Source organism: Shewanella sp. VB17 (assembly GCF_013248905.1).
GTDB lineage: Bacteria > Pseudomonadota > Gammaproteobacteria > Enterobacterales > Shewanellaceae > Shewanella.
Genome location: NZ_JABRVS010000001.1, coordinates 3,640,976 through 3,666,176, shown reverse-complemented (window position 1 = coordinate 3,666,176; position 25,201 = coordinate 3,640,976). Strand labels below are relative to the sequence as shown.

Below are 25,201 nucleotides of genomic sequence, written 5' to 3'. Positions count from 1 at the left end.
TATGCCATTAGTAATTAGTCTTTTATTTCATGTGGTTACAGTTTTTTTGATTGAATCCATCTATTTTTAATATGCCTAATTGCAGTTTGCAATGCAAAAATGTTGAAGTGAAAGATGATTAAGTGGTCAATATTCTGTGGCTTATTGATTCGATTATTCTTAGTTTACTCCTGTTTGTTTTTTATCCATAGAGGGAGCGTTTGATCAATGATTTTTGTAAGGCTATAGTGTATTCAAGACTTAAGAGGTGCTTTTAAGGGGAAAAATGAACTTGACGCAAGAAGAGATAAGTATGATTAAGTCATCTTTTTCAAATATACAAGGGTTAAAAATAAATTTAGCTCAATGTTTTTATAATAATTTATTTGAGATGGCTCCATTAATTAAACCTATGTTTATTAGTGATGCTGAAGTCATTGAAATGCATTTCAATGAAATTATTCATCTAGCAGTAAGGGAGATGGAAGCATTTGAAGACTTAAAGCCTAAGTTATTTGCATTAGGAGCAACACATCAAGATTATGGTATAAAGCCCGCCCACTTTGAGGTGGTACGTTCAGCTCTGTTACTCACAATAGAGTACGAATTAAAGTTATCGTGTCATGATACGGTTATTCACGCTTGGTCAAAATACATCGACAATATTTCAAAGGTTATGATTGATGGATTATTACAATATTCCAATAATACCAAATAAGCGATTGATATTACGAGATGTGTAGTCGTTCGGTGCCGCTGTAGGTCAGTGGTGCTAGCCTTACAGCGGCCTGTCTTTTTGTTTAAGACAGCATAGAAGAGTTAACTCCATCTTTACTTATCCGGTTCTTTTGTATACGCCCCATAAAATATTGCCCAATGTTTTCGCAGATTTTATAAGCCGATGCAGGTAAGAGCCAGAGTAAATAGGCTGCGATGACAGTGACACAGGTTCTTGCCGTTTCTTTGATTATGATGGAAGGCGACTCTCCTATGGCTCGATTAACCAGATTAATCGCCGCTTTTCCTCTGCCGTTTCTGATGGATTGTCGTGCGAGATACCTGAGTTGATAGGCTCTAGCATTGTGTTCATGTTTGGCGAGTAATTTTGGGGCATAGAGTTTAGCTTTGTCTATCATAGACTCCCAAGATGCCAGCTGTTTGATAATATTGGAAGATAAACCTTGTTGATTAAGACGATAGTAGGTCAGTGGTGCTGGGATCCCTTCCATTTTCCACGTGGTTGTGGCGACGATCCTTAGCCAACATTCGATATCTTCAGATTGACGAAAATTTTCATCGAAATAACATGTGTAATGCTCAGGGTGATTCAATGGCTGAAAGCGTATGTCGTTTAACGTTTCACGGCGGATCACAGGTGCAGAACCATTGCCTACTGGATTACGACAGAGTAAATCGGCCGCTTTGATCCCTGTTAATTGTGGCATTTGATAAAAGTGAATTTTTTTACCTTGATGATCCATAAAACTTGAACGAGAGAAGCTTATGCCTACTTTAGGCGATTTATTGAGATGATTAACGTGCATTTTTAATTTATCTTTATGCCACATATCATCAGAGTCGATAAAGGCGATATATGTACCAATAGCGTGTCTTATCCCTGTATTACGAGCGGCAGCAAGTCCTTTATTCACATTATGATTGATGATACGGATCCGATGGTCGAGTATGGTTTTACATATCTCAAGGCTTTGATCGGTAGAACAATCATTAATCAAAACAAGCTCGAAGTCATTGAAAGATTGGCTAAGCACTGATTCAATGGCACTTTTTACAAAATGCTGCACATTATAGATAGGCATTACTACGGTTACTTTAGGCGTCATGATGAATCTCCTGATTAACATATTTTGATGAGGTGAGTACTTTGTGCTCAGTGCTGATTGCAGTCGTGTTAAGCACAAAGAGTTGAATATAAAGATGTAGAGCAGGCATACAGATAATATGAATAAGCAAAATACCCAGTGCGGCAGCTGTTAAGCCCCATTGACTGCACACGGTAATTGTAATGGCCAGTAGGCAAGTGAACCCTAGATTAACAGTAAGGTTTAACCTGCTTTTATTGATGCTAATGAGTAATTGGCTTGCTGCTTCTCCTATTGGCCTAACCAGGCCACTTAAACAAAGCAGAATAAAGATAGGTAGCGCACCAGCCTCGATCCATTTATTGCCGTAGACCAGTGGAAGATACAAAGGAGAGAGTAATGATTGTATTGCGATCACTGGGATTGCAATTTTTAAAATCAGCGATAAAGAGTGATTATATCGAGTGTTAAGTTCATTGGATATAATAACCTCTGGTTTGCCTTTTTTAGCGCCACAAAGGTGGGAATAAAGGGCGGTACCATAGCTTTGGATAATGCCAAGGCTGATCCCTAAACTGGTATTGAACGCGAAGAAGTAAATGCCTAGTGCTTCAAGTCCTAGAAAATAGCCAATAAGTAGATAGTCGATATTCTGTCTCAGTGAGATGCTTAAATCACTCAAGCCAACCATAGAGCCAAAATAAAGCATTTTAGGGATAGATGGATGCGCATGAGGTGTTTTTTGCGTCTTTGGGAGTGGGTTGTTATATCTATGTACGGCCATCCAAATGAAGATGACCAGTACCTTGGGCAAGATGATTGCCCAAATCCCAAATCCAAGCAATGCAAAAGTGGCAGTTAGTACACCATCGGCAACGGTCTGCCATAAAATGGCTCGTCCTACCACTCGCATTCTATTTGCCCTGAGATTGATAGCTGCATACAGCATACCGAAAGGAAGTAGGAGGTAGCTTGTTGCCATGAGTATCATAGGCGCGATAATGATCGTGTCTTGGTGATAGAGTGCGAGAGGCCAGCTGAGTAAGCTCATGGCAACAAATGCGGTGATTGCAGCCAGCCAATTAAGTTTGTTGGCATTGGGCAGTGATGCTGCGAGTTCGGCGTCATTCATCTTAATTAGTGAGGCAGAAGTTATTCTTCTTGTCGGTGTACAGATGAGTTCGAAACAGGTGAGAATAATCGCGACTTGTCCGAAGACTTCTGGGGTAAATAGGCGAGCTAAAATAATGCTAGAAGCTAATCGCACAATACGTCCCATCACTTGAGCGGAACCTAACCAAAAAAGGCTTTTAGAAAAAGCACTTTTGGCGTGTTGTGTTGTGGATGCTTCTATCACTTGGGTCATAAACGACACCTTAGATTATGCTGGTATGTATAACGTTAATACAGGTTTCATGCCAATAATTAATTTATTGTTAATATATTGATTTTAAAAGTTAATATTTTACTTCTGTTTTGGTTGGGTAATCTTGATATTCAGTACTGTTGCATCTTGCTATTGATATGGCTTAGGCGATCGCAAATTGCAACGTGACTCATAAGTGATGATGAAAAAGAGACGTGATGGATTTGTTGGCTTGCTCTTCCTATTGGTTTTTTTGCTTATGGGCGATACCAACGATGATAAGTCCAGGCCAAAACAGGTAGGCAAGGATTTCGAGGTTTTCACCGAAGGTGTACAAAAATATCTGTAGCAATATTGCGATTGCAGAGGCTGCAACGGCGGATTTGAATATCGTGCTAATAAGGCTAAGTAGACTACAGATCAAAGGGAGTGCGAGCGCAATGGCTCCGACTAAACCTTTAACAAAGAGTAGCCCGTACCAAGTATGGTGAGATCCGATGGGCATGTATTCAACTAAATGCGGCCCTCGTTCCACAATGCCATGTCCCCACACGAGGGCTTCGTTATACCAGCGCTCAAGTGCTATCTGGGCAAGATGTGCTCTGACTCGTGTCGATCCAGCTCTGGCTGATTTAATTGCAGCAATGCTCATTTCGAACTTTTCGATCACATGAACCCCCATCAGGCCTAGTAAAAGGGTTGCCGGTGAGCCAATAAAATATAGCCATGGCGATTTATGCCACCGAATAAAGGCAAAGTAGCCGAGTAATAAAAAGTAACAGATTAAGCCTAATCGAGATTGGGATATTAATATCATGACTAGGCTGCCTAAGATCCCATAGACTTTATAGCGGGTCTGCTTTTCCTGAATTGCGAAGTTAAGAAACAGGTTTCCCATCAGGCCTAATGCAGGTGCCCAAGGGGTGAAAAGTCGCCACCTTGGGCTGCCGCTACCAGGATCTATTTCATACAAGCTGACACTAAAAAATTCAGGGCCAGGTCCACCTATGATACTCAGAGGAGAAACATATAAAGTGCTGGGTAAGCCAACAAGCCAAGCCAAAATACAAAAAGGAAGGATCATGAGAGTGTGCTTACAGACAATACATGATGCCCGATAGATAAGCTCTGGACGGATATTTAATGAGCCAATTAAAGGAAATATGGCCAGCAAAGCCCAGCCTTTTGCCCAACCGATGCTGGATTTTATTAACTTAGGGATCCCGAGTTCATAATCGAAATGTGCAATGACGAGTGCCATTAACATAACACTCATGCCTAATATCCAAGTTAGTTGTGCAGGAGTGGTGATAAAGTTTTGTTTATCTAATACAAAGCGTTTTACCATTCTCAGTAATAGGATCCAGCCGATAACGGGAGCAACGATGTACATGGCCCCTAAAATCCAAAAGAGATACGTGTAAGTGATGCTATACCAGATGAGTTTTTCATCCGTGTTCATCGTCGTTACATCTGCTGTAAATCCCTTGCTTCCCATCGCTTTCCTTTGGGCTTTATGTCATTAAAATTTTCTGCAGAATAGGTTTCCTGATCCACAGCATACTTAATCCTGCCAAGCTGAAAATAGAGGCTACTATGCCGCCTAAAAGTGCTAATATGGTGGATAGTTTATTGGGTTTTGCTGGCAGTGATGGTGGCGAGAGCAGTTGGATTAATGGATAGGCGGAATAAATATCCGCTTTACCTATGTCCAATTTTGCCAAAGCAGAGGTAAACACGGCGGTGGCTAATTGATGTTCTCTATTGAGATCTCCGAGCTTAGCTGCATCATCATTACTGTTTTCCAGTCGAATATTCCATTCTGCTATTTGTGCTGATAAGCTGTTAATTTCTTGATTTAATCCTTCAGCTTCAGTGGTGGTTGAAAGCAGTTGTCTCATGAGTTGAGCACGGCCATCGATATCATCAGCTGACAGTTTTAGCATTAAGACATCATCTTGGTAACCTAAGAGTATGTTACATCGTTTTCTGAGTGCTTGAAAAAGTGCATCTTGTTGGTGAGCTTGAGTCATGACCTGTGGGTGCTTTTTACCGTAGCGGCCAGAATATTCAGCTAAGCTGGTGGTGGCTTGAGTGTAGATCACCAGTAATTGTTGATAAATTTGATCGTTTTTAAGTTTAAGTAGATCTGCCGCTTGTTTAGGAGTTAACGACAAATGTGTTTCTAACATTTTTTGACTTGCGAGTAGTCCTTGTCGTTTCGATACCATGTTGACTTTGCTGTGTCTTAGTCTTTCAATCGTTAAGGCGAGCTCTTTAAATTGATCAAGGGAGACTAAGCCGGTTTGAGATTGAAAACTGAGAATTTTATGCTGACTACTACTGACTTTATTGGCGAAGCTGTCCAGGCCTATTTTGACCCCATTTTCTCTTTGTTGAGTCTCATCGGCTCTTAATTGAGATAGCAGTGATTGTAAACTACGGTAATGAGCCCAAGCTTTATTTTGAGCCGCTTGAGCAGTTGTACTGCTGATACTAAATTGCATTAAACCGGTTTGGTTTGGTAATGTTAATTTGGGCTTTCCCATCAAATTTGATGGTATTTCTGCTGTTTTAGCAGCAGTATTAAGTAAGGAGTTACTCATTGAGAGTGCTTTATAATTTTCACGAGGGTCGATGGCTGAACTTGAATAAGGGGAGGTGTTGGTGCTAGTCGCTTGGCCTATACTGTCTAAGCTTATCAAAGCTCCCGCACCTGCACCTGGTAAAATCAGTGTCCACTTACTTTCGTATTTAGTGGGAGAAAATACCAGTACTAAAATGACCAGTGTCCAAATTAAGGCAAGTGCTGCGAGTGCTGTTTTAATGTATACCCAGCGGCGTGCATTCATTGGCAGACTGCTGCCTTTCACTGCTGCTCGCTTTAACCAAATAAATTGGCTCGGGTGGTGTTGTTTTTTCACTTTCCCTCCTTGGCTTATTTTTACAGTATGCCGAGTAGCGTTACGGGAACAATGATTTCACGTAGGGTGCGTGCGATCTCTCGTAAGTTTGTTATACCAGAATCATAGCAGGCTATTCCATCACCGGGCAGTAAAATAGGGTTCATATCTGACTGCCATGATTGAGCAATTAGATTATCGATAGACCGTTCAATCACGTCAATTTTTTGAGTCAATGGGTTTTTTGTGATCAGTAGAACATGGCGGCCTGCACTGGTACTTTGTGCCCCACCGACACAGTTACCACCAATAACGCCTGTTAGCAGTCTGCTGCCATAGGGAAATCGGGTTGCTTCGGTATCTACTGCAGATTGTGAGTTGCTGGTGGCTGGTTGAGTTAAGTTAGAAATAAAGACTCTGATCCCAGGGACTGTGATTTGTGATGGCCTTGCGAGTGAGTCATCGAAGTGAGTATTGTGTGGCACATGAATATGATCTTCGGCTATCAAAGTCAGGTGAGGAACGGGATTGCCATTGATCACCCCGCTGAGATCAATGTCTATAACACGCTGACCTCGAGTAATGGTGATGTTACGAATATTAGCATTCGGACTTATCCCCCCAGAAGCTTTTAGTGCCATATAAACACTTCTTCCTGCGGCTTGATCGCCACTGTGGCCCCCGCTGTCATCGGTTATTTCTGTATCGGATTTATGATTAATTTTATGTAAACCAGGTTCAAATACTGCACCAGATACACTGACTTGGATCGGCGCCCATTTTAAAGGCACGATACTGAGTCTGATAGCGTTGTTAATCATCAGTTGTTCATCAATTAAAAGTTGTTTTATGTTCGTTTTAAGTAATGCTATTGAGACACCTTGTGCTTTAAGTGGTGGAAGGTAGGGGAGATAGATAAACCCATCTGCGTTGATTTCAACATTACCACTAAATTCATCACCATTAAGCACATTAATACTAAGCCTATCGCCAATTGAGAGTAAGGGGGTGTCAAATGACTCGATAAAGTCGGCGTGCGATGACGGTTGAATGGTTGAGCTCTCATCAGTTAATTTTTGACTTTGTATACTGATTTGCTTCTTTCTATCGTAAGGCGTATTACGGCCATAGAAGTGGCAGTTTTCTTGAGTTTTTTTGCTGCTTTGCTGATTCTGCAGCATTTTCTCATCATCTTTACACATGTTGTTATGCTGAGATAGGCGTGGAGTGATGCACGCTTGTAAACTGAGCAGCATAAACAGTGCCAATAAAATAGTTGTAGTCGATTTCATGTTAGCGACTCCTAGATGATGAATAAGATTGAAAAATTTGAATATTAAGCTAGGTTTATTGTTCACAGATATGTTCAATGGCTGTGTCTTTGTCTTCATAAATGGTGAACACATGGTGTAGTCGAGTTAATTCGATTAATGCTCTCACACCAGCACTTGGAGAGAGTAAAATAATTTCTCCTGCTTTTTTCTGGGTGAGTTTCAATGCTGAAACTAAAACGGATAAACCACTAGAATCGATATACTCGACTTGATGAAGATCCAGTACTAACTTATTACTCCCAGTTTCAATCTGGTGAGTGATTGCAGCCCTGAGTGTTGGCGTTTGAGTGATCACCATCTCTTTTGGCAGTGTGACTAAACATGCATTTTTGAGTGCTAATGGAGAGAATTTCATATTAAGCTCCTTAGAAAATAATTGCTGTATTAAGCATGACTTTGTTATTCATGATTAATAGAGAGCATAAATCAGGCCAAGTTTTATTTATTTGAATTTAAAGGATTATTTGTGTTTCACTTCTATTTTTTGTGATGTGTTATTCAGAATGCGACCATGATGATGCAAAATGCGAGGAGAATATAAGAAAGGCAAGCGCTCTAAGACTTAAAGCCTTTTGATTGACTATTAGTCTTGGCTGATTGATTGTCTTGACGTTATTTTGGCATCGTAAGCAGGGTATGATGATGTTGAGACTGACAAAGAGCTCAGCAGGGCGAGGGTCGCCCATAGACAGAGTTAATGTCTTAATAAACTTAACCTAAGGTGTGTTCCTGCTACTGAGGTTTGACATCTGACTTGATCCATCCAGCTTTGCATAATCCATAGTCCTCGTCCTGACAAAGAAAGAGGAGAAGGGCAGACGACTTGCCCCTCTAGTGGGGTGTATGGCGAATTGTCCAATAAATCAATGGTGACTCGATCGCTGTTACAATTTAAAATAATGATGATCTCTTCCAGTTGACTGTCTGTGTGTTCTAACACATTGGATAATGCTTCAAGTACGCAAGTAATGATTTTAAATTTTTGTTGCGAATGAACCCTATTTTGTTCTAGAAACTGTTCGATTTCTATGCAAAGTAAGTTGTTGTCCCAGAAGGAGTGTGACATGGTTAATTTAATACTATTCATATATCCTCCGAGATATATTGTGTGAATTTAACACGCTCTGATATGCCTAGATTTGAGAGTGCATTTTTGTTACTTATTTTGATCTTATTGAAGTACTGGTCATCCTTGTTGTGGGGAATGGATTGATCTTTTAATTTAGATGTTGAAATTATCATCATAGAAATATCATCTTGGGGTTTTTTCTGTTGCCAGAGCTCTACACAATGGCAGAGATGGTGCAATAAGGACTCAGGCACAAGCTGGTGAGCTTGATCACAGGTTTTGATTAACCTAGGCAAACCAAATTCACCAAATTTAGGGTGGCGACATTCATATAAGCCATCAGAATAGAGCATTAAGTGTTGATGACTATTTAAGGTGAAAAAGTTATTTGCATATTGATATTGATTGTCTATGCCTAGAGGTAATCCGGCATTTAAATCCATTAATGACGCTTCATTTTCATCCAGCAAAATAGGTTGGGGGTGACCTGCTAAAGTGAGTTTAACTTGACCATTTAATGTATTGGCAATGCCAAGAACTAAGGTGGCAAATCTTCCTGTATTTTCCGGATCTTCAAAATCTGCATTAAGTTGATTGACGATGGCTGCAGGATCTAAACTTGCCCAGTTACAGCTGCTGCAGCTCAGTTGCTGAGCTAGGGTAAAACTTTGCATAGAAGCTGCGATGCCATGCCCTGTGACATCGAGTAAGTAAAAACCAATATGTTCATTGTCGATATCAATACATTGAAAGATATCACCCGCCAGTTCTTGTGCAGGGTTAAATCGAGTGGCGAGGTGCCATTTGTTAACCAGTTCACCTGAAGAAGGAAGGTGTGACCCTTGCAATTGAGCTGCACTCTTTAGGTCATTTTGGATTTGTTTCAGGTAATCCTGCTCATTATTTAGTGCGGTATTGAGCTTATGATTTTTATCTGTCAATTTCTGCTGAAGATTTAAAATTCTCGCAGCCGCCAATATTCTAACCTTCAGCACGCTTGGGACAAATGGTTTCGACAGGAAGTCATCTGCACCGGATTCTATGCCTGTGATCATATGCTCAGCCAAATTATTCGCTGTTAATAAAATAATATAGGGGGGAGAAGTTAATGCTTTAAAATGCTGGCAAAGCTCTGGGCCGGTTAATCCAGGCATTCTCCAGTCACTTATTACGATGTCGATAATTTGTTTTGGATACTGCTCAATGGCTTGTTCTGCACTGTCGCAACAGATCACGTTAAGTCCCATGCTTGTTAATAGACTGGCAATAAAGCAACGTTCACTTTTAGTATCCTCTACTATCAAGATAGTTAAATTTTGTGTCAGCTGTTGAAATAAAGTCTCAAGCATTGATGCTTCCTTGAAGGCGTATTGGTTGTAATTTAAGAGCAATTACCATGCCATACAATTTAATCTGTTTACTTTGATAATGTTAGCTACCAGATTTTTATTGTGTATGTTTGTTAACGTTGTCATGTTTTGCAAAATGCAATGAGTGGGGGATCTTGATAATCGCAGAGTGGATAACTAGGCTTATGTTGTGGTAGATGATTTTATTTTAGCTATCATTGAGTTGAACAGTATATGCTTAAAAATAGTGCTAAATATACGGTATTGGAGGCGTTGGCGGTATTTTTCTATGAGATAAACGTTATCCGTATATTGGAGATCATCATTGCTAAGGAGTGCAAAATGAAGATAGGTGGCAGTAAAATAGGTATTACAGTCTTTTTATCGACTTTTATTTACACACTTAACTCCCAAGCAACTGACAAAAAAGAAAATATAAACAATGTTAATGCACCGTTTGTGCTGATTTTTGGTATTGTTCCTCAACAAGCGGCAAGCACTCTCGCTCGTTTATGGTCTCCCATTATTGAACAACTGTCGCAAAATGCATCTTTTCAATTGCGGTTTGCTACCGCGCCCGATATCCCTACTTTTGAGCAAAGGTTGGCTTTGGGGGAGTATGATGTTGCCTATATGAATCCATATCATTACACATTTTTTCATGATTCAGTGGGTTATCAAGCGCTGGTGAAGCAAAAAGATAAACAACTAAAAGGGATGATTGTTGTTAGGAAGGATTCACAGATCCAATCATTACAAGGATTAGAGGGTAAACGTATTGCCTTACCAGCTCCCGCCGCTTTTGCTGCCAGTGTCCTTCCTAGGGCGAGCCTGAAACGTGAAGGAATTACTGCACAGATTAAATATGTAGGATCTCATGATTCTGTGTATTTAGCGGTTGCTCAACATCTTGTTGATGCAGGAGGTGGCGTAAAACGCACATTTAATACCATGGATAAAGAGACGACGGAGCAATTACGTATATTGTGGGAGACACCTGGTTATCCCCCGCATGCGGTGGCTATTCACCCCAGAATACCATTGGAAATCGTCAACGAATTAAGGCTACGTTTTGTTGGGTTAGCCTCTTTAGCAGCAGGTGCTGAGGTACTCAGTCAATTAAAATTAAATCGCTTTGAACCTGCACAGAATAGTGATTGGGATGATGTCAGGGCATTAAGGTTAGGTGAGTTGTCTAAATCACGGGGTAATACAGTGCAAGAAAAGATGGATGATAAATCGATTGAGGTACACTAATGTCTTTCCGGCTAAAAACTGTATTAGGGATTGCTTTCATTGAAGGAGTGCTACTCCTGTTATTAGTGTATACCTGTGTCGATTATTTGAAACGTTCCAATGAAACTGAAATCTCAAAGCATGCAAATGCAATCGTGACGTTGTTTGCTGCGGCGACAAAGGACGCAGTTATTAGCACGGATTTATCAACGCTGCGAGTTCTTGCTAATGAATTATTAGTACAAACTCAAGTGCTGTATGTGAACATTTACGATAACAATAATTTATTAGTTGGGTTAGGGATAGACAAAAATATTGAAACTGATGATATGTCGATACTGGATGATGGAGTGTTAGACGTTGAGGCCGATATTGTGGAATCTGGATATCACCTAGGCCACATCGAGATGGGCATCGGGGAACATGAATTCGATGAGTTTTTAGTAAGTGCAACCACTCGTTTTCTTTCGATTGCAGGATTAGAGATGGTGTTAGTCGCACTATTTTCGTGGTTACTAGGTCATTATTTAACAAGAAACCTTAGTGAATTAGAAATGGCTTCTAATCGAATTTTACAAGGTGAAACAGGAATACAAATCCCAGTGACTGGGACTGATGAGATCGGTCAAACGACTCGCGCATTTAATCGCATGATAGAGAAAGTTGAAAGGAATACTCAGGATTTGGAGGGGGTTAATACTCGTTTAAATACCATTCTTTCTGCTGCCATTGATGGGTACATTATCATTGATATTGACGGTGAAATTAAACAAGTTAACCCTGCTATTAGCCGACTTTTTGGATATGTAACCCAAGACATTATTGGTGAAAATGTGTCTATTTTTATGCCAAGTGATCAGCATCATATGGATAATGCTTTTCTTAAACATTTTATTGAGGGAAAACATGAGCCTTTTCAACGTAAAGAATTGATGGCACAGCATCAAGACGGCTCTTTATTTCCTATCGAACTTTCAGTGTCAAAGATGGTGATTGATGATGAGGTGATATTATTAGGGTTAGTGAAGGATTTTAGTGATATTAAACGTAAAGAAATCGCAGCTCAGCGGACTGAATCGATTTTATTAGCCACATTAGAAGCGAGTCAGGATGCGTTAATTACGATCGATACCATGGGTAGGATCCAAGAGTTTAATCATGCAGCGAGTCAGTTGTTTAAGCATGAAAGTCATGCCGTGCTAGGCACCTTGTTGGGAGATCTTATTTTTGATGGAAAAGAGAGAGTCGCGTTTAATCAAGGGCTAGAGGAGTTCCGCCTTACAGGGATAGCGCCAGCGATAAAGGAACGTATTCAATTGATGGCAGTGAAAAGTGATGGAAATACGTTACCGATTGAGATGAAGGTCATTCCTGTTCAACTTGGCGATGAGACATTATTAACTGCCTTTATTCACGATATTTCGCGGCGTATAGAATATGAATCTCAGTTAAAGCAATCTAAAGAGGAGGCTGAATCAGGCAGTAAAGCCAAATCGAGGTTTCTCGCGACCATGAGTCATGAGATCCGTTCCCCATTAAATGCTGTGTTAGGCAGTGTTGAGTTGATGTTAGATTCTAATCTTAACAAAGAGCAAAGAATTTATGCCCACACAGCCAAAGAAGCTGGAACGACACTGCTCAGTACCCTCAATGATGTTTTAGATTTCTCAAAAATTGAAGCTGGGCAGATGGTATTAGAAAATGTGAGTTTTTCGCCTGCTAAATTGGTCTCCCAAGTGATGCAAATTCTTGCGCCCAAGGCGACGGATAAAGGGGTTAACTTAGCCACCTTCATTAATCGTAATGTGCCTGAAATGGTCAAAGGGGATAAGCAGCGACTACGGCAAGTACTGCAAAATTTAATCGATAATGCAATTAAATTTTCAGATTCTGGCTGTGTCTCAGTAGAAATGTGGATCCCAGATAGTCATCATCAAGAGGTGCAATTATATTGTACTGTTAAAGATGAAGGAATAGGCGTCAGTCTTTCTTCTCAGGAGAAGCTTTTTCAGGAATTTAGTCAGGTTCATGATCAGCATAACACCCATTATAAAGGCACTGGACTCGGATTGGCTATTTGTGCGGAGTTGATCACCATGATGGGAGGCAAGATTGAATTAAGCAGTCGATTAGGTCATGGCTGCTGCTTTAGGTTTGATGTGCTGCTACAGCTAGAGGAGCGTGAGTTAACGCACTTTCATCAACTTCCTTCTCATTCACGCGTGTTACTGGTTCATCCTGATAATACCTTTGTTTCCCTAGTGAGAAAGCAATATAGCCAATACGGGGTGCAAAGTGCAAGCCTCAACCATGTTACTGATATTTTAAATAGTGACAGTGCCAAAGGCAGGTTTAATTTAATTTTGATTGATGATTCTTGCTTGCCAAATTTAACCTTAAAATTAACAGAAACCATAAAACGTGATGTCTTATTTGAAGAGGGATTACTTGCTTTGTTGGTGTCGGGGCTAAGTCCTGATATGTCGGTCAATGTGTCTGAAATAGGAATTGAACAAGTGATCAATAAGCCTTTAAGTCGAGAGATGTTGCTTGGTTTATTGAGTAAAGAACCGATTAAGTCTGTAGAGGCGAGTACGGACGATATTTTATTTCCTGATGCTGGTGTTAAAAACAAACGACTTCTTTTAGCTGAAGATAGTCTTTCTAATCAGTTGGTTGCAGGAACTATGCTAACCAAGTCAGGGTTTGAGGTTGAATTTGCTCATAACGGTGTCGAAGCCGTTGATATGGCAGCAAAGAAGAAGTATGGCCTTATTTTAATGGATATGCGAATGCCTGAAATGGACGGTGTTGAAGCAACAAGACTGATACTGTCACAGGCACCGGATACGATTATTTTGGCGATGACAGCTAATGTTCAGCAGGAGGATATCGATAGTTGTTTGTTGGTTGGAATGAAAGACTTTGTGCCAAAACCAGTTAATAAGACTGATTTAGTGAAAGCCGTTAATTTATGGCTACCAGTAGATGATAAACAAGGCGATGTTATTGAGGATGAACCGTGTGAAAATGAAGTGAAAAGTTGTGAACTGTTAGATGTAGACTTAAGCTGTAAAGATACACATTTAGATAACAGTCTCATTGTGATTCAAGGTGGTAGCGGGCAATCATTGATGATGGATAATCAAGATTTGTTTGATGAAACGGTGATCTCTGAATTATTTGATATGCTTGGGCAAGAGTCTATCGAGGAGATGTATTGTGTCTATCTTGAAGAGACAACCGAGCGACTCAATACATTAAAGCGATTAATGGAAACCTGTAATTATAGCGAGATAGATAATCAAGCGCATACGTTGAAAAGCAGCTCTGGTAGTTTTGGTGCTCAAGCTTTATATGAAGTGGCAAAAAGCCTTGAAAAGAGTGCCAGAGAAAAGGATGAAAAAACCCTTGAACTGCATTTTACTGCGGTGCAGCAGATCGGAGCATTAACGATTAAGGCCTTTAAAGATAGGTTTACAGTGTGAATAATTGCTCTGTGTGATGAAATAGAAAATCACGGTTCAATGGTTTACTTTGTTGGAGGTGACTGGTTATCTAAGGGATTTGAATCATGATTGTAAGTCACATCTGACATGCTAGCAGTTAGGGACAGTTCTGATGCTGAATTTATCGACGTGCAGTATGTAGTATCTTGAGGCCGTGTAGTGATTTATTACGGTAAAATATTATGGTGAAAAATGTGTTATGAGCGTCCTTGTCTTCTTTCAAATACAGGACTGAGAATTTTTACGCGAGATTAAGGTATATATGTCTTATAATCAATCGTTTACTGCATTGTTGGTGGAGGATAGCATGTCACTCGGTGCGCTATATACGGAATACTTACGCGTAGAGGGAGCCTGTGTGACTCATGTCAATCATGGGGAAGATGCGTTAACAGAATTGAGTCAATGGCAACCCGATCTTTTAGTACTTGATATTAAATTGCCCGATATGTCTGGCATGGATATTTTGCTAAAAGTTCAAACATCTTACCCCGAGATCACTGTGATAATGATCACTGCCCATGGCACGATAGATTTGGCCGTAGAGTCGATGAAATCAGGTGCGTTTGATTTTTTACTGAAACCTTTTGATGCAAAACGTTTATCGATTACGGTTAGAAATGCATTAAAGCAGCGTCAATTGGTCAATTTAGTCGCAAAATATGAACAAAGCCTGCCTAAAGCCAATTATATGGGATTTATCGGTGAGTCTTTGTCGATGCAAACGGTGTATAAAACCATCGATTGTGTTACCAGTAGCAAAGCATCGGTTTTTATTGTTGGTGAAAGTGGCACGGGTAAAGAGGTTTGTGCTCACGCCATCCATCATGCAGGAAATAGACGAAATAATGCTTTTGTAGCACTTAATTGTGCTTCTATTCCCAAAGATTTAATTGAAAGTGAAATATTTGGTCATACCAAAGGGGCGTTTACTGGGGCCATAGCCAATAGAGAAGGCGCGGCTAATCGTGCCGATAATGGCACGCTTTTTCTCGATGAAATTTGTGAAATGGATCTTGAACTTCAAAGTAAATTACTGCGTTTTATTCAAACCGGTATTTTTCAAAAGGTGGGAGGAGTCAAAGAGGAAAAGGTTGATGTACGGTTTGTCAGTGCAACGAATAAAGATCCTTGGAATGAAGTTAAAAAAGGGCGCTTTCGAGAAGACCTTTTTTATCGGCTGCATGTTATCCCGATAGAATTACCTGCTTTGCGAATGAGAGGGAAGGATATTTTATTGTTGGCGACAAAGTTGTTGAAAGAATATAATGCAGAAGAAGGAAAAGGGTTTAAAACATTCAGTGCTGATACGAAAAAAATCTTACAAAACTATGGTTGGCCGGGTAATGTTCGCCAGTTGCAAAATGTCATTAGGCAAGTTGTTGTCCTTAATTCATCGGATGTTGTTGAAGTATCAATGTTACCGCCACAACTTACTTCTACAAGTAGTACGACTTTAGTGCAGCCGTTGATTGGTGTTCAAACTGAGAATAAGGCTTGTTTAATGCCTCCTATCTCATCTTCTGCTGCTGAAGGTACTGATGTTAAACGTTGTACCGCTGAATCTTCAGGTAATCAGAGTCTAGACAACGAACAAATTATTCCTTTATGGCTCTCGGAGAAGCAAACAATAGAAGCTGCGATAAAACAATGTGATGGCAATGTGCCTAAAGCTGCGGCACTATTGGACATTAGCGCGTCAACTATCTATCGCAAACGTCAAAGTTGGGAAGAATTACAGAATGTTATTTCTGAAAATTAGCTCTATTTAAAGATTTTGATGTTTCCATTAGGGAGTTCGGACAAGCCATTTTTCGAATTAATATAAAGCCTTAGTTTTTATCAGCTAAGGCTTTATTCCTATATTAGCTAGAAGCTTCTTTCCCAACCTGCGTAAACCGTAGTATCCCAATCATTACCACCATTGTAGATATATTGGCTGTAGCCTAAGGTACCACCGACTTTTAACGTTCCCTCATAAAAAGGGCGATGGTAACTGGTATCGAATTGATAGACGCGTTCGTATTCACCCCGTGATAGAGGGTTGCCTCCTTCTGTGCTTGCAGTATCTGAAGCATCAGTATTGAGTCTCAACCAACGGAATTTATTGGTAATATGTTGTTCACCACCGAGTTGAGTGATACCACCTATGACTAAGGTTTCAGAATCGTTATCATAAGTGCTGCCTAAGCTCTTACCGTAGTATCGGTAGCCACTTCGATAGAATCCATGTTCATACATGCAGTTATAAACTTGACTACTTGCGCCGCAAGCTGCTTTGGTGTCGGCATATTCGATAAAAATGCGAGTATTCAGTTTACTTAAGACAAAATCAATCCCTCCCATGTTTGAGGCGTTAATAAGCTTGTGTTTACCATTATGGTAATCTTCATGAATACGCTCATAATAAATGCCATACGGGATCCCAAAAGCGGTATCAGACCAGCGAAAATCATAGCCTGCGAGCATGTTCTCTTGTCCATTTTCTAGCGTTGATTCATCTTCTCCACCATTAAACAAACCATCCCACCAATCATCTAAACTGTTCCCGTAGCCCTCACCTCCCCACTGCATGGTCCATGAAAAGCCGACTTCTAGTTTAGAAATTGGTCGGAGTGTGCCGCGAGCGCCCCAATGTTTAGCATTTGGTACTGCTCGGCCGCTTTCCATTTCACTAAAGCTGGTGGTAAATGTCCAAGGGCCAATCCAATTAAGCATCGGTGTTTCGAATGATTGGCTGTTATTTCGGCTAAAGGTGATCCCTGGCATAGGGCGTGCATTGGTTGTTTGAATAAGTCCTGTGTCCCATCCCGGACCCCAGTATTTCTGTTGTGCTCCAGCACTTACTATCCAATTTCCAAGCATGACAGCGGCAAAACTATTGTCTAAACGTGTACTGTTACCGTCTATAGGATCATCATGATAACTTGCTGATAAACGACCACTAAACCAGTCTTGAGTGACTTCGGCACTGATAAAAGTTTCTGCTTTATCGCGATAATCTTGGCCAAAGCCATTAAAACGAGTGGTGTCGGATGCGACGGCCAAGCCTACTTTTGTGCTAACTTTTCGATGATCTTTGTTGTAAGCGGTAATGATACGCTCGAAGGCCGATAATTGATGATCGTTCAACTTGGACTTATTGGTCTTGTCCATGTCTTGTTTTAATCCATCCCACATAAGAGGATAAGTGGTAACAGGTTGGAGAATGATACCGGTATCAGCTAGCAATTGGATATCTGCTCGTAGTGCCAAACTGTTAGGTTCAACCCACCAAGCCGCCTGTATTGAACTGCAGCCGAATAGTAATAGGCTGGACAATAATTTAATTTTCATTGGGACCCCTTTTGATATTAAGCGCATTCTAAAGCAATTAATATAATGGGAGAAGACTAGGTGTGTGACGTGTAGTAACAAATGAATAATAAAAGCAATGTTAATGATGATCAACCTATTTTTGATTCATATTTGTTTTTTGTTTGGTGCTTGGGTGTACTTATTTGGTTTCCTTTGTGGGTTAAAATTGTGTTTACGGTGTTAATCTACGCAGTGGTCCAGTGAGTGTGGTGCTGAATGTCATTGGTATCAATGAGTGGAGCCAAATACTCGCTACTTGGGTAGATAGAGCTTATATTCATTATCTTGAAAATAAAATCGTTGTGGAGCAGAATAAATGTTGCGAATGGGTGTTGATCTTGGTGGAACCAAAATTGAAATAGTGGCGTTAAACAGTAAAGGAGATGAGCTTTTTCGTAAACGTATCCCGACTCCACGAGAGTATTTGGCAACAGTAAATGCGATAGAATCTCTTGTGAATGAAGTTGAGGCGTCATTAGGCCTAACCGGTACTGTGGGTGTTGGGATCCCTGGTGTTATTTCCCCTTATTCAGGTTTGGTTAAAAATGCTAATTCTACGTGGATTAACGGTCATCCATTAGATGTCGATTTAGGCGAACGACTCAGCCGAGAAGTGAGGGTGGCTAATGATGCTAATTGCTTTACTGTTTCGGAGGCTGTGGATGGTGCTGCAGCAAGTCAAGGTGTTGTATTCGGAGTGATTATAGGCACTGGATGTGGAGCGGGTATTGCTATCAATGGTAAGGTGCATGCTGGTGGTAATGGGATTGGAGGTGAATGGGGGCACAATCCTTTACCTTGGATGAGCCTTGATGAGTTCAATAGCACGTCGTGTTTTTGTGGCAATAGTAATTGCATTGAAACCTTTATTTCAGGTACCGGATTGGTGAGAGACTTTAATGCTGCTGGCGGGAAAGCTGACAGCGCAATAGAAATTGCTGCTTTAGTTGAACAGGGCGATCATTTAGCTAAATCTGCATTTGAACGGTATATTGATCGACTCGCGCGATCATTGGCACATGTGATTAATATCCTCGATCCTGATGTGATTGTGTTAGGGGGGGGAGTCTCTAATATTCAATCAATTTATCCCTTGTTACCTGACGTTCTCTCTAAATATGTACTTGGTGGCGAGTGCCGTACAGTCGTTGTGCAAAATTTACATGGAGGCTCTTCAGGAGTGCGAGGCGCAGCTTGGTTGTGGTGAACGCTAGTAACAATCGCTTTGAGTCGGGCTGAGGAATTGCTAGAATAGGCGAGGATTCATTATATTGATGCTAGATATTATGTTTTGGCTAAAGAAAATACTCTCTCAATTGTTCATGCCAGTTCCCTTACTTGTACTCCTTTTATTGTTGGTGTTAATCGCGGTTTGGGATAAAAGGTTTATTCGTAGCGTATTATCCCTTGTTATTGTCTTGTTGGTATTTTTAAGCTCAACACCGGGCAGCAATTTACTGAGCTTCCCACTTGAAAGGCAATATGCGGTCAACAGTCATGCCATTTCTAAGGGGGGGGTCGTGATGGTATTAGGCAGTGGGCATGATGACTCGGTGTCTACTATCGCCATACAGCAACTGTCTTCGACGGCATTGGCCAGACTAAATGAAGGTGTTCGTCAATTGCATTTATGCCATGATTGTACATTGGTGGTCAGTGGTTGGAGTGGAAAAGAGGGCACGCGTTCACATGCTGATATAATGGCTGACGCTGCAGTTGAACTGGGTGTTGCTAGAGAACGTATTATGACCTTGCCGTTGGCGAAAGATACGATAGAAGAAGCGGTCTTTTTCAAAGAGAAGTTTGGTCATACAGCCTTTAGACTAGTGACCTCGGCTAGCCATATGCCTCGTGCGATGGCTATTTTTAACCACAGTGATTTGAATCCTGAAGCCGCACCCACAGATTTTATTACTCGGCAGGGGTGGTGGTGGCAATTAGATGCCAGTAATTTATTGTCATCACAACGGGCTATTCATGAATACGTTGGTCAGCTTTGGTTTAGACTTAACCATAATAATAATGACGTTATGAGCCAAGCTCTTGACAGACAAACGAAGTAATATGAGCATTTAGGATTAATTTTTGAGTATTGAAGTCGTAAAAATTCGTTCAGATGTGAAGCGAAATGCAATAACACTGACTTGCGTAGGCTTTGTTGGGATGATGTTAGGGTTAGCTTTATTTCTTAGTTCTGCCGCATTTTTTGCTCCAGGTTTATGTGCTTTTTCTTTAGGCATTATTGCTACCGTTATAGGGGTGTCAAAACAGCTTGAACCAGAAGTGACGATTACCTTGTCTGCAGCGGGGCTATGTTACCACCATCGACGAGGTAATTTGTTGATCGACTGGGATAATGTTCAGCGTATCGACATCCCACAAAGCCTAGGAAATGTTGGTAATATTGAATTACTTTTTATTGGAATACGGTTAAAAAAAATTAATCCTGTGTTGGATATCATTCCTGCTCGGCTTGCTATTGGGTTATTGACTGAGCAACGTCCTTTATTGATGTCAGCGGTGGCATTAGATGAAAACCTAGTAGTACTGGAGGATCACCTTAACGCTGAATTTACTCCCTTGCTCGTTCATGATGAGCGATATAGAGGTGTGCTTGCCATGTTTGGTCACCGGAGTGAGATGCTCAATCGAAACTTAGGTTATCATCTTTACCTCCCCTTCGATTGCTTAGGTACAGAACCACGAGAGTTTTTAGCGTTATTGAAGCGTTATCAACAACAAATCAGGGAGGCAGCTTGGTGTGATAAAGTAGATTAATACTGTGCTGTTGGTTATAAAGAAGTCCGGTTAATCACTATAAAATATGTTAAATAGACCTAAACGTCCGTGTTTATCCTCAGTCCTATTTGATTAATTGATTTGTAGCTCAGCTTCGATGTTGGTATTATTTTTCTCTTGTGTATTGAGCAAGCTGATCTCTTCTCTGACTCTCATACCAATAAATTGTCCGCCTTCAAGAATCTCCATCGATTCACAGGCAACCTCTCCTTCGACAGTGCCTGTATGGGTAATGTGTAGCTTGTCGCATTTGAGTTTGCCTTTGAAATTCCCAGAGACTTTTAACTCATTACAGCTAAGTTCTCCCTCTATATAGCCATCGATTTCAATGGTTATTTTTCCTGTGGAGCTTATTTTACCGTAAAGCTCTCCTCCAATAAGGGCTTCCCCTGCAAAGTGGCTTTCTCCTGACAATATTGTGCCTTGAGCAACAAAAGTCAGTCCAGTACTGGCGCTTTTTTTAGCAAACATAAATTCTTAATATCACTTCTAGATGAAAAGATATTAACCTTAATTTAATAGTAAAAGAAGCACTAATATTTGGCGTTACCTTGTCATTTTTTTGGCTTTATATAACCGTCACCTTTGAGCATTACAACTGGTGTTTCACAGGTTTGGACACATTCATCACATCTTTTGCCGATGCAGGCAAACGCAGTCTCATGATGGCTCCAAGGCAGATGTATGGCATTAGTATGACTACGACTACGATTAAAAGGTCGCGACGATACTCATTTTATTGTTCCAAAACGCTCTTTAGTGTCTTCAGAATAGGGCGGCTGTAGACACAGTTTTTTTAATTTAACGGCTAGCATATCCATTTGGATTCTTCGATTGCCAATGCCAACTGCTCTGAGCCATATCCTCAAGGGTGTGATTTGCTTGCCAACCTAACTCATTTTTTGCTTTTAAGGGATCGGCGTAACACGCTGCAATATCACCTGGACGGCGTGCCACAATTTGATAGTCAATGCTTTTACCGCTAGCTTTTTCAAAAGCATTAACCATATCAATCACGCTATAACCTATGCCAGTGCCTAAGTTGTAGGTCACTAAGCCAGGTTTTTTACTGAGCTTATCTAGTGCTTTTAGATGGCCTACGGCAAGATCGACAACATGGATATAGTCGCGTACGCCAGTGCCATCATGGGTGTCATAATCATCACCAAAAATGTTGAGTGCATCCCTTTTTCCTATTGCGACTTGTGCAATAAAAGGCATTAAATTGTTTGGAATGTCGTTAGGATCTTCACCGATAGACCCGCTAGCGTGTGCTCCTACTGGATTAAAGTAACGCAGTCTGGCGATATTCCAACTTGGATCTGAGCGATGAAGATCATCAAGAATGTTTTCTACCATTAACTTAGACTGGCCATAAGGGTTTGTGGCCCCTGTAGGGAAGTCTTCAGTAATGGGCAAACTAACAGGATCACCATAAACGGTTGCCGATGAGCTAAACACTAAATTTTTGACATTGTTTTCCGCCATGACTTCGCATAAGACCAAGGTGCCAGAGACATTGTTTTCATAATAACGCAGTGGTTGGGCGACAGATTCACCAACCGCTTTCAAACCTGCAAAGTGAATGACCGATTCAATGGGATGATCGGTAAACACTTTTTGAAGAAAAGCTTTGTTTAATACATCGCCTTGATAAAAAGTGACCGATTTACCCGTGATAGTCTCAACTCTGTACAGGGCTTCGATACTTGAATTGACTAAGTTATCGATGACAATAATACTCTGATTAGCATTTAAGAGTTCTACTGCAGTATGGCTACCAATATAGCCGGCACCGCCGGTAATTAAAATTGTCATCGCTATTGTTCCTTGTCGAATTCGTTAACTAATTGTTTAAGATATTGTTTAAAGTCTTTTCCGATCTCTTTATGGCGAAGACCATGTTCAACATTGGCTTGCATATAACCTTGCTTATTACCACAATCATGACTTTTACCTTGCATATAGTAAGCATTTACCGTCTGCTGCTCCATTAACATAGCAATGGCATCAGTTAACTGTATTTCATCACCTGCACCTGCGGGGGTTTTTGCTAATAATGGCCAAATATCAGCGGGTAAAATATAGCGACCCACAACGGCTAAGTTTGAGGGAGCTTTATACTTAGGTGGCTTTTCTATCAGTTGGCTTAAAGGAGTTGACTCGCCGGGTTGAAGATCGTATCCATTGATATCGGCAATACCATATTGGTCCACTTGATTTTCTGGTACTCCTTCAACCATGATTTGGCCTGTTTTAGTTTGATGGTATAGCTTGACCATTTCGGCAAGATTATCTTTACGCAGATCGCAGCTGGCTTCATCGACCAATACATCGGGTAAGAGCACAGCAAAAGGCGCATGACCTATGACAGATTTCGCACATAAAATGGCATGACCTAAGCCTTTGGCTTGTGATTGTCGTACGCTGATCACAGTGACACCTTTAGGACAGATAGATTGGACTTCTGACAGTAATTGACGTTTTACTCTTCGCTCCAATTGGGCTTCAAGTTCAAAACTGGTGTCAAAATGATTCTCTATGGGGTTCTTACTTGCGTGGGTCACTAAGACTATTTCGTTGATCCCAGCACTAATTGCTTCATTAACAACATATTGTATTAGTGGCTTATCAACAATAGGTAACATTTCTTTTGGAATAGCTTTCGTTGCTGGAAGCATCCTTGTTCCGAGTCCTGCGACTGGGATAACGGCTTTAGTAATATTATGCTGTTTCATGCTTTCCCTTTAATGATACTTAATCACGTAATAGACATATTCTAATAAACTGACACTGAAAAGCTATCTTAATAGCGTGTTACTCATTATTTTTAGGTGTGATTTTTTGTGTAAAATAAAAAGTACGAATTAAAGTGTTTTTTATTAGAGGTTTAGTTGTTGTTTTCTTGTTTTTGTCATCTTTTTTTTACGATAATATTTTCAGATGTTACGCAATAAAAAACGCCAAGTGGTTAACAATAAAGTTACTTTAGTCAACTATGGGGATGTGTTCCATCACATATGCAGATAAAAATGAGTAAAAAAACTGAGTATATGGCCCGTTTGCCTGATGCAAATGGTTTATTACATTTTCCTAAAGAAGAGCATGATATTTGGCAAGCTCTTTACAATAGACAGTTAAGTAATTTATCCCTATATGCTTGTACAGAATATCAATCAGGGTTGAAAGCGCTCGCGTTATCTCATGATACGATCCCCCAATTGACGAATATAGACAAAGTGCTACTGGATACGACAGGCTGGAAGACTGCAGCGGTTCCTGCACTGATTTCGTTCGAGAAATTTTTTGGATTATTGGCAAATAAAGAGTTCCCTGTTGCGACTTTTATTCGCAGCGCTGACGAGTTTGATTATTTGCGTGAGCCTGATATTTTTCATGAAGTATTTGGACATTGCCCATTATTGACCAACCCATCGTTTGCTCATTTTTCGCATATGTATGGCAAGTTAGGTTTGGCTGCAAGTAAAGAAGATCGTGTGTTTCTAGCGAGACTATATTGGTTTACCGTGGAATTTGGACTTGTACGAGCAAAAGATAAATCATTACAAATTTATGGTGGTGGCATTTTAAGCTCGCCAGGTGAAACGCTTTATGCAATGGGGGAGAGGCCGCAGATTAAGTCGTTTGATCTCATTGATATATTGAGAACCCCTTATCGTATCGATATTATGCAACCTATTTACTATGTTATTGATAAAATTGAATACCTTGATGAAATAGTGAAAATGGATATTATGGGAGCAGTGAAAAAAGCAAAAGAATTGGGGCTATTCCCGCCTCTTTTTAAGACAAAATTCAAAGCGAGTTAATATCAATAACGCGCATAAATATAATCGTAATAATGGAAGGATTGATAGATGACTAAGTTAGCTGAGATGAAGTGCGAAGCTTGCCAATTGGATGCCCCTAAGGTGACTGAGAGTGAACTGGCACAGTTGCTTCCACTCATTCCGGACTGGGATGTTAACGTACGTGATAGCATTATGCAGTTAGAGCGGGTATATAAATTTAAGAATTTTAAGTTAGCAATGGTGTTTACTAATAAACTTGCTGAGCTAGCAGAAGAGGAATTTCATCATCCAGGTATACTCACAGAATGGGGTAAAGTGACGGTGACTTGGTGGTCTCATTCGGTTAAGGGTCTGCACCATAATGATTTCATTATGGCATCCAAGACTGATCAATTAATGGATTAAATTATCATAGATAAATAATATCTAGGTATTTACCTTGTTGTATTTTTGTTACACTTCTGTCTGTAAACAAGACTTGCCACAATAATCATAACCTTCTAACGTGTATCTACACTGCCTCAAGGTGCTCATTGAGAGTGTCTGTTGGCAGTTGAATGAGGCCATGATTGAAGTAAGGTGGCGCTCTTGTCTATATCACTCATACCCCAAGATTATTTCGATATTAATATTTAGCACGTTGAAGTAGCGTGGGGTAGGCGTTT

At 40.4% G+C, this 25,201-nt stretch carries 21 protein-coding genes; 9 read left to right on the top strand and 12 right to left on the bottom strand.

Features of this window, described 5'->3' with window-relative positions; translation table 11 throughout:
- Positions 1-265 precede the first annotated feature (265 nt).
- Positions 266-697: a globin domain-containing protein gene (locus HQQ94_RS15850; protein ID WP_173295315.1), complete on the top strand. Its 432-nt coding sequence runs from the start codon at positions 266-268 to the stop codon at positions 695-697.
- Between the two features lie 82 nt (positions 698-779).
- On the opposite strand, the gene HQQ94_RS15845 is transcribed toward HQQ94_RS15850, so the two are convergent.
- The 8 genes from HQQ94_RS15845 to HQQ94_RS15810 form a co-directional block, all read right to left on the bottom strand.
- Positions 780-1,823 (bottom strand): glycosyltransferase family 2 protein, encoded by a 1,044-nt coding sequence (locus HQQ94_RS15845; RefSeq protein WP_173295314.1) that lies wholly within the window; start codon positions 1,821-1,823, stop codon positions 780-782.
- Entirely contained in the window at positions 1,813-3,168 is a 1,356-nt protein-coding gene (locus tag HQQ94_RS15840) for an oligosaccharide flippase family protein (RefSeq protein ID WP_173295313.1), read from the bottom strand. The genes HQQ94_RS15845 and HQQ94_RS15840 overlap by 11 nt, the downstream gene beginning before the upstream one ends.
- Positions 3,169-3,409: 241 nt before the next feature.
- Positions 3,410-4,666 carry an O-antigen ligase domain-containing protein gene (locus HQQ94_RS15835; RefSeq protein WP_173295312.1) on the bottom strand — a complete coding sequence of 419 codons (1,257 nt, stop codon included), beginning with the start codon at positions 4,664-4,666 and terminating at the stop codon, positions 3,410-3,412.
- A 16-nt stretch (positions 4,667-4,682) separates the two neighbouring features.
- Complete coding sequence (locus tag HQQ94_RS15830) at positions 4,683-6,092, bottom strand: exopolysaccharide biosynthesis protein (RefSeq protein ID WP_173295311.1); 1,410 nt, start codon at positions 6,090-6,092, stop codon at positions 4,683-4,685.
- A 20-nt stretch (positions 6,093-6,112) separates the two neighbouring features.
- On the bottom strand, positions 6,113-7,363 hold the full coding sequence (locus HQQ94_RS15825) for a polysaccharide biosynthesis/export family protein (protein ID WP_173295310.1): 1,251 nt from the start codon (positions 7,361-7,363) through the stop codon (positions 6,113-6,115).
- Positions 7,364-7,418: 55 nt separating this feature from the next.
- The gene (locus HQQ94_RS15820; protein WP_173295309.1) at positions 7,419-7,760 is read right to left on the bottom strand and encodes an STAS domain-containing protein; all 342 of its coding nucleotides are present in this window, start codon (positions 7,758-7,760) and stop codon (positions 7,419-7,421) included.
- Positions 7,761-8,099: 339 nt separating this feature from the next.
- Complete coding sequence (locus HQQ94_RS15815) at positions 8,100-8,492, bottom strand: ATP-binding protein (protein ID WP_173295308.1); 393 nt, start codon at positions 8,490-8,492, stop codon at positions 8,100-8,102.
- A complete protein-coding gene (locus HQQ94_RS15810; protein ID WP_173295307.1) occupies positions 8,489-9,823 on the bottom strand; it encodes a SpoIIE family protein phosphatase in 1,335 nt (444 codons plus the stop codon). Before HQQ94_RS15810 ends, HQQ94_RS15815 begins: the two co-directional genes overlap by 4 nt.
- Positions 9,824-10,057: 234 nt before the next feature.
- Here HQQ94_RS15810 and HQQ94_RS15805 point away from each other — a divergent pair, with 234 nt between their 5' ends.
- The 3 genes from HQQ94_RS15805 to HQQ94_RS15795 all read left to right on the top strand — a co-directional run bounded on the left by HQQ94_RS15805 (position 10,058) and on the right by HQQ94_RS15795 (position 16,330).
- On the top strand, positions 10,058-11,080 hold the full coding sequence (locus tag HQQ94_RS15805) for a phosphate/phosphite/phosphonate ABC transporter substrate-binding protein (RefSeq protein ID WP_254304078.1): 1,023 nt from the start codon (positions 10,058-10,060) through the stop codon (positions 11,078-11,080).
- The gene (locus HQQ94_RS15800) at positions 11,080-14,547 is read left to right on the top strand and encodes a PAS domain S-box protein (RefSeq protein WP_173295306.1); all 3,468 of its coding nucleotides are present in this window, start codon (positions 11,080-11,082) and stop codon (positions 14,545-14,547) included. The genes HQQ94_RS15805 and HQQ94_RS15800 overlap by 1 nt, the downstream gene beginning before the upstream one ends.
- Before the next feature lie 283 nt (positions 14,548-14,830).
- Positions 14,831-16,330 carry a sigma-54 dependent transcriptional regulator gene (locus tag HQQ94_RS15795; RefSeq protein ID WP_173295305.1) on the top strand — a complete coding sequence of 500 codons (1,500 nt, stop codon included), beginning with the start codon at positions 14,831-14,833 and terminating at the stop codon, positions 16,328-16,330.
- A 107-nt stretch (positions 16,331-16,437) separates the two neighbouring features.
- Here HQQ94_RS15795 and HQQ94_RS15790 read toward each other — a convergent pair whose 3' ends face one another.
- Positions 16,438-17,904, bottom strand: a complete 1,467-nt coding sequence (locus HQQ94_RS15790; protein ID WP_173295304.1) for a capsule assembly Wzi family protein — start codon at positions 17,902-17,904, stop codon at positions 16,438-16,440.
- A gap of 337 nt (positions 17,905-18,241) precedes the next feature.
- Between HQQ94_RS15790 and mak the strand changes: the two genes are divergently transcribed.
- The 3 genes from mak to HQQ94_RS15775 all read left to right on the top strand — a co-directional run bounded on the left by mak (position 18,242) and on the right by HQQ94_RS15775 (position 20,703).
- Complete coding sequence (gene mak, locus HQQ94_RS15785) at positions 18,242-19,132, top strand: fructokinase (protein WP_173295303.1); 891 nt, start codon at positions 18,242-18,244, stop codon at positions 19,130-19,132.
- Positions 19,133-19,199: 67 nt separating this feature from the next.
- The gene (locus HQQ94_RS15780; protein ID WP_254304077.1) at positions 19,200-19,988 is read left to right on the top strand and encodes a YdcF family protein; all 789 of its coding nucleotides are present in this window, start codon (positions 19,200-19,202) and stop codon (positions 19,986-19,988) included.
- 22 nt (positions 19,989-20,010) lie between these two features.
- A complete protein-coding gene (locus tag HQQ94_RS15775; RefSeq protein WP_173295302.1) occupies positions 20,011-20,703 on the top strand; it encodes a DUF2982 domain-containing protein in 693 nt (230 codons plus the stop codon).
- A 93-nt stretch (positions 20,704-20,796) separates the two neighbouring features.
- Here the strand turns inward: HQQ94_RS15775 and HQQ94_RS15770 are convergent, their stop codons facing one another.
- From HQQ94_RS15770 to galU, 3 genes are all read right to left on the bottom strand, one after another.
- Positions 20,797-21,195, bottom strand: a complete 399-nt coding sequence (locus HQQ94_RS15770; protein WP_173295301.1) for a polymer-forming cytoskeletal protein — start codon at positions 21,193-21,195, stop codon at positions 20,797-20,799.
- A gap of 330 nt (positions 21,196-21,525) precedes the next feature.
- On the bottom strand, positions 21,526-22,542 hold the full coding sequence (galE, locus tag HQQ94_RS15765) for a UDP-glucose 4-epimerase GalE (RefSeq protein WP_173295300.1): 1,017 nt from the start codon (positions 22,540-22,542) through the stop codon (positions 21,526-21,528).
- Positions 22,543-22,544: 2 nt separating this feature from the next.
- Entirely contained in the window at positions 22,545-23,462 is a 918-nt protein-coding gene (galU, locus tag HQQ94_RS15760) for a UTP--glucose-1-phosphate uridylyltransferase GalU (RefSeq protein ID WP_173295299.1), read from the bottom strand.
- A gap of 294 nt (positions 23,463-23,756) precedes the next feature.
- Between galU and phhA the strand changes: the two genes are divergently transcribed.
- Complete coding sequence (gene phhA, locus HQQ94_RS15755; RefSeq protein WP_173295298.1) at positions 23,757-24,554, top strand: phenylalanine 4-monooxygenase; 798 nt, start codon at positions 23,757-23,759, stop codon at positions 24,552-24,554.
- A gap of 48 nt (positions 24,555-24,602) precedes the next feature.
- Complete coding sequence (locus HQQ94_RS15750) at positions 24,603-24,941, top strand: 4a-hydroxytetrahydrobiopterin dehydratase (RefSeq protein WP_173295297.1); 339 nt, start codon at positions 24,603-24,605, stop codon at positions 24,939-24,941.
- Positions 24,942-25,201: the final 260 nt, after the last annotated feature.

Excerpts from the sequence above, each read along its gene's own strand:
- HQQ94_RS15780 (WP_254304077.1), top strand. The coding sequence starts at position 19,200 with ATGCTAGATATTATGTTTTGGCTAAAGAAAATACTCTCTCAATTGTTC.
- HQQ94_RS15815 (WP_173295308.1), bottom strand. The coding sequence starts at position 8,492 with ATGAATAGTATTAAATTAACCATGTCACACTCCTTCTGGGACAACAAC.
- galE (WP_173295300.1), bottom strand. The coding sequence starts at position 22,542 with ATGACAATTTTAATTACCGGCGGTGCCGGCTATATTGGTAGCCATACT.
- mak (WP_173295303.1), top strand. The coding sequence starts at position 18,242 with ATGTTGCGAATGGGTGTTGATCTTGGTGGAACCAAAATTGAAATAGTG.
- HQQ94_RS15790 (WP_173295304.1), bottom strand. The coding sequence starts at position 17,904 with ATGAAAATTAAATTATTGTCCAGCCTATTACTATTCGGCTGCAGTTCA.
- HQQ94_RS15795 (WP_173295305.1), top strand. The coding sequence starts at position 14,831 with ATGTCTTATAATCAATCGTTTACTGCATTGTTGGTGGAGGATAGCATG.
- HQQ94_RS15840 (WP_173295313.1), bottom strand. The coding sequence starts at position 3,168 with ATGACCCAAGTGATAGAAGCATCCACAACACAACACGCCAAAAGTGCT.
- HQQ94_RS15770 (WP_173295301.1), bottom strand. The coding sequence starts at position 21,195 with ATGTTTGCTAAAAAAAGCGCCAGTACTGGACTGACTTTTGTTGCTCAA.
- HQQ94_RS15810 (WP_173295307.1), bottom strand. The coding sequence starts at position 9,823 with ATGCTTGAGACTTTATTTCAACAGCTGACACAAAATTTAACTATCTTG.
- HQQ94_RS15820 (WP_173295309.1), bottom strand. The coding sequence starts at position 7,760 with ATGAAATTCTCTCCATTAGCACTCAAAAATGCATGTTTAGTCACACTG.
- HQQ94_RS15835 (WP_173295312.1), bottom strand. The coding sequence starts at position 4,666 with ATGGGAAGCAAGGGATTTACAGCAGATGTAACGACGATGAACACGGAT.
- HQQ94_RS15750 (WP_173295297.1), top strand. The coding sequence starts at position 24,603 with ATGACTAAGTTAGCTGAGATGAAGTGCGAAGCTTGCCAATTGGATGCC.
- phhA (WP_173295298.1), top strand. The coding sequence starts at position 23,757 with ATGAGTAAAAAAACTGAGTATATGGCCCGTTTGCCTGATGCAAATGGT.
- HQQ94_RS15850 (WP_173295315.1), top strand. The coding sequence starts at position 266 with ATGAACTTGACGCAAGAAGAGATAAGTATGATTAAGTCATCTTTTTCA.
- galU (WP_173295299.1), bottom strand. The coding sequence starts at position 23,462 with ATGAAACAGCATAATATTACTAAAGCCGTTATCCCAGTCGCAGGACTC.
- HQQ94_RS15805 (WP_254304078.1), top strand. The coding sequence starts at position 10,058 with ATGCTTAAAAATAGTGCTAAATATACGGTATTGGAGGCGTTGGCGGTA.
- HQQ94_RS15845 (WP_173295314.1), bottom strand. The coding sequence starts at position 1,823 with ATGACGCCTAAAGTAACCGTAGTAATGCCTATCTATAATGTGCAGCAT.
- HQQ94_RS15800 (WP_173295306.1), top strand. The coding sequence starts at position 11,080 with ATGTCTTTCCGGCTAAAAACTGTATTAGGGATTGCTTTCATTGAAGGA.
- HQQ94_RS15825 (WP_173295310.1), bottom strand. The coding sequence starts at position 7,363 with ATGAAATCGACTACAACTATTTTATTGGCACTGTTTATGCTGCTCAGT.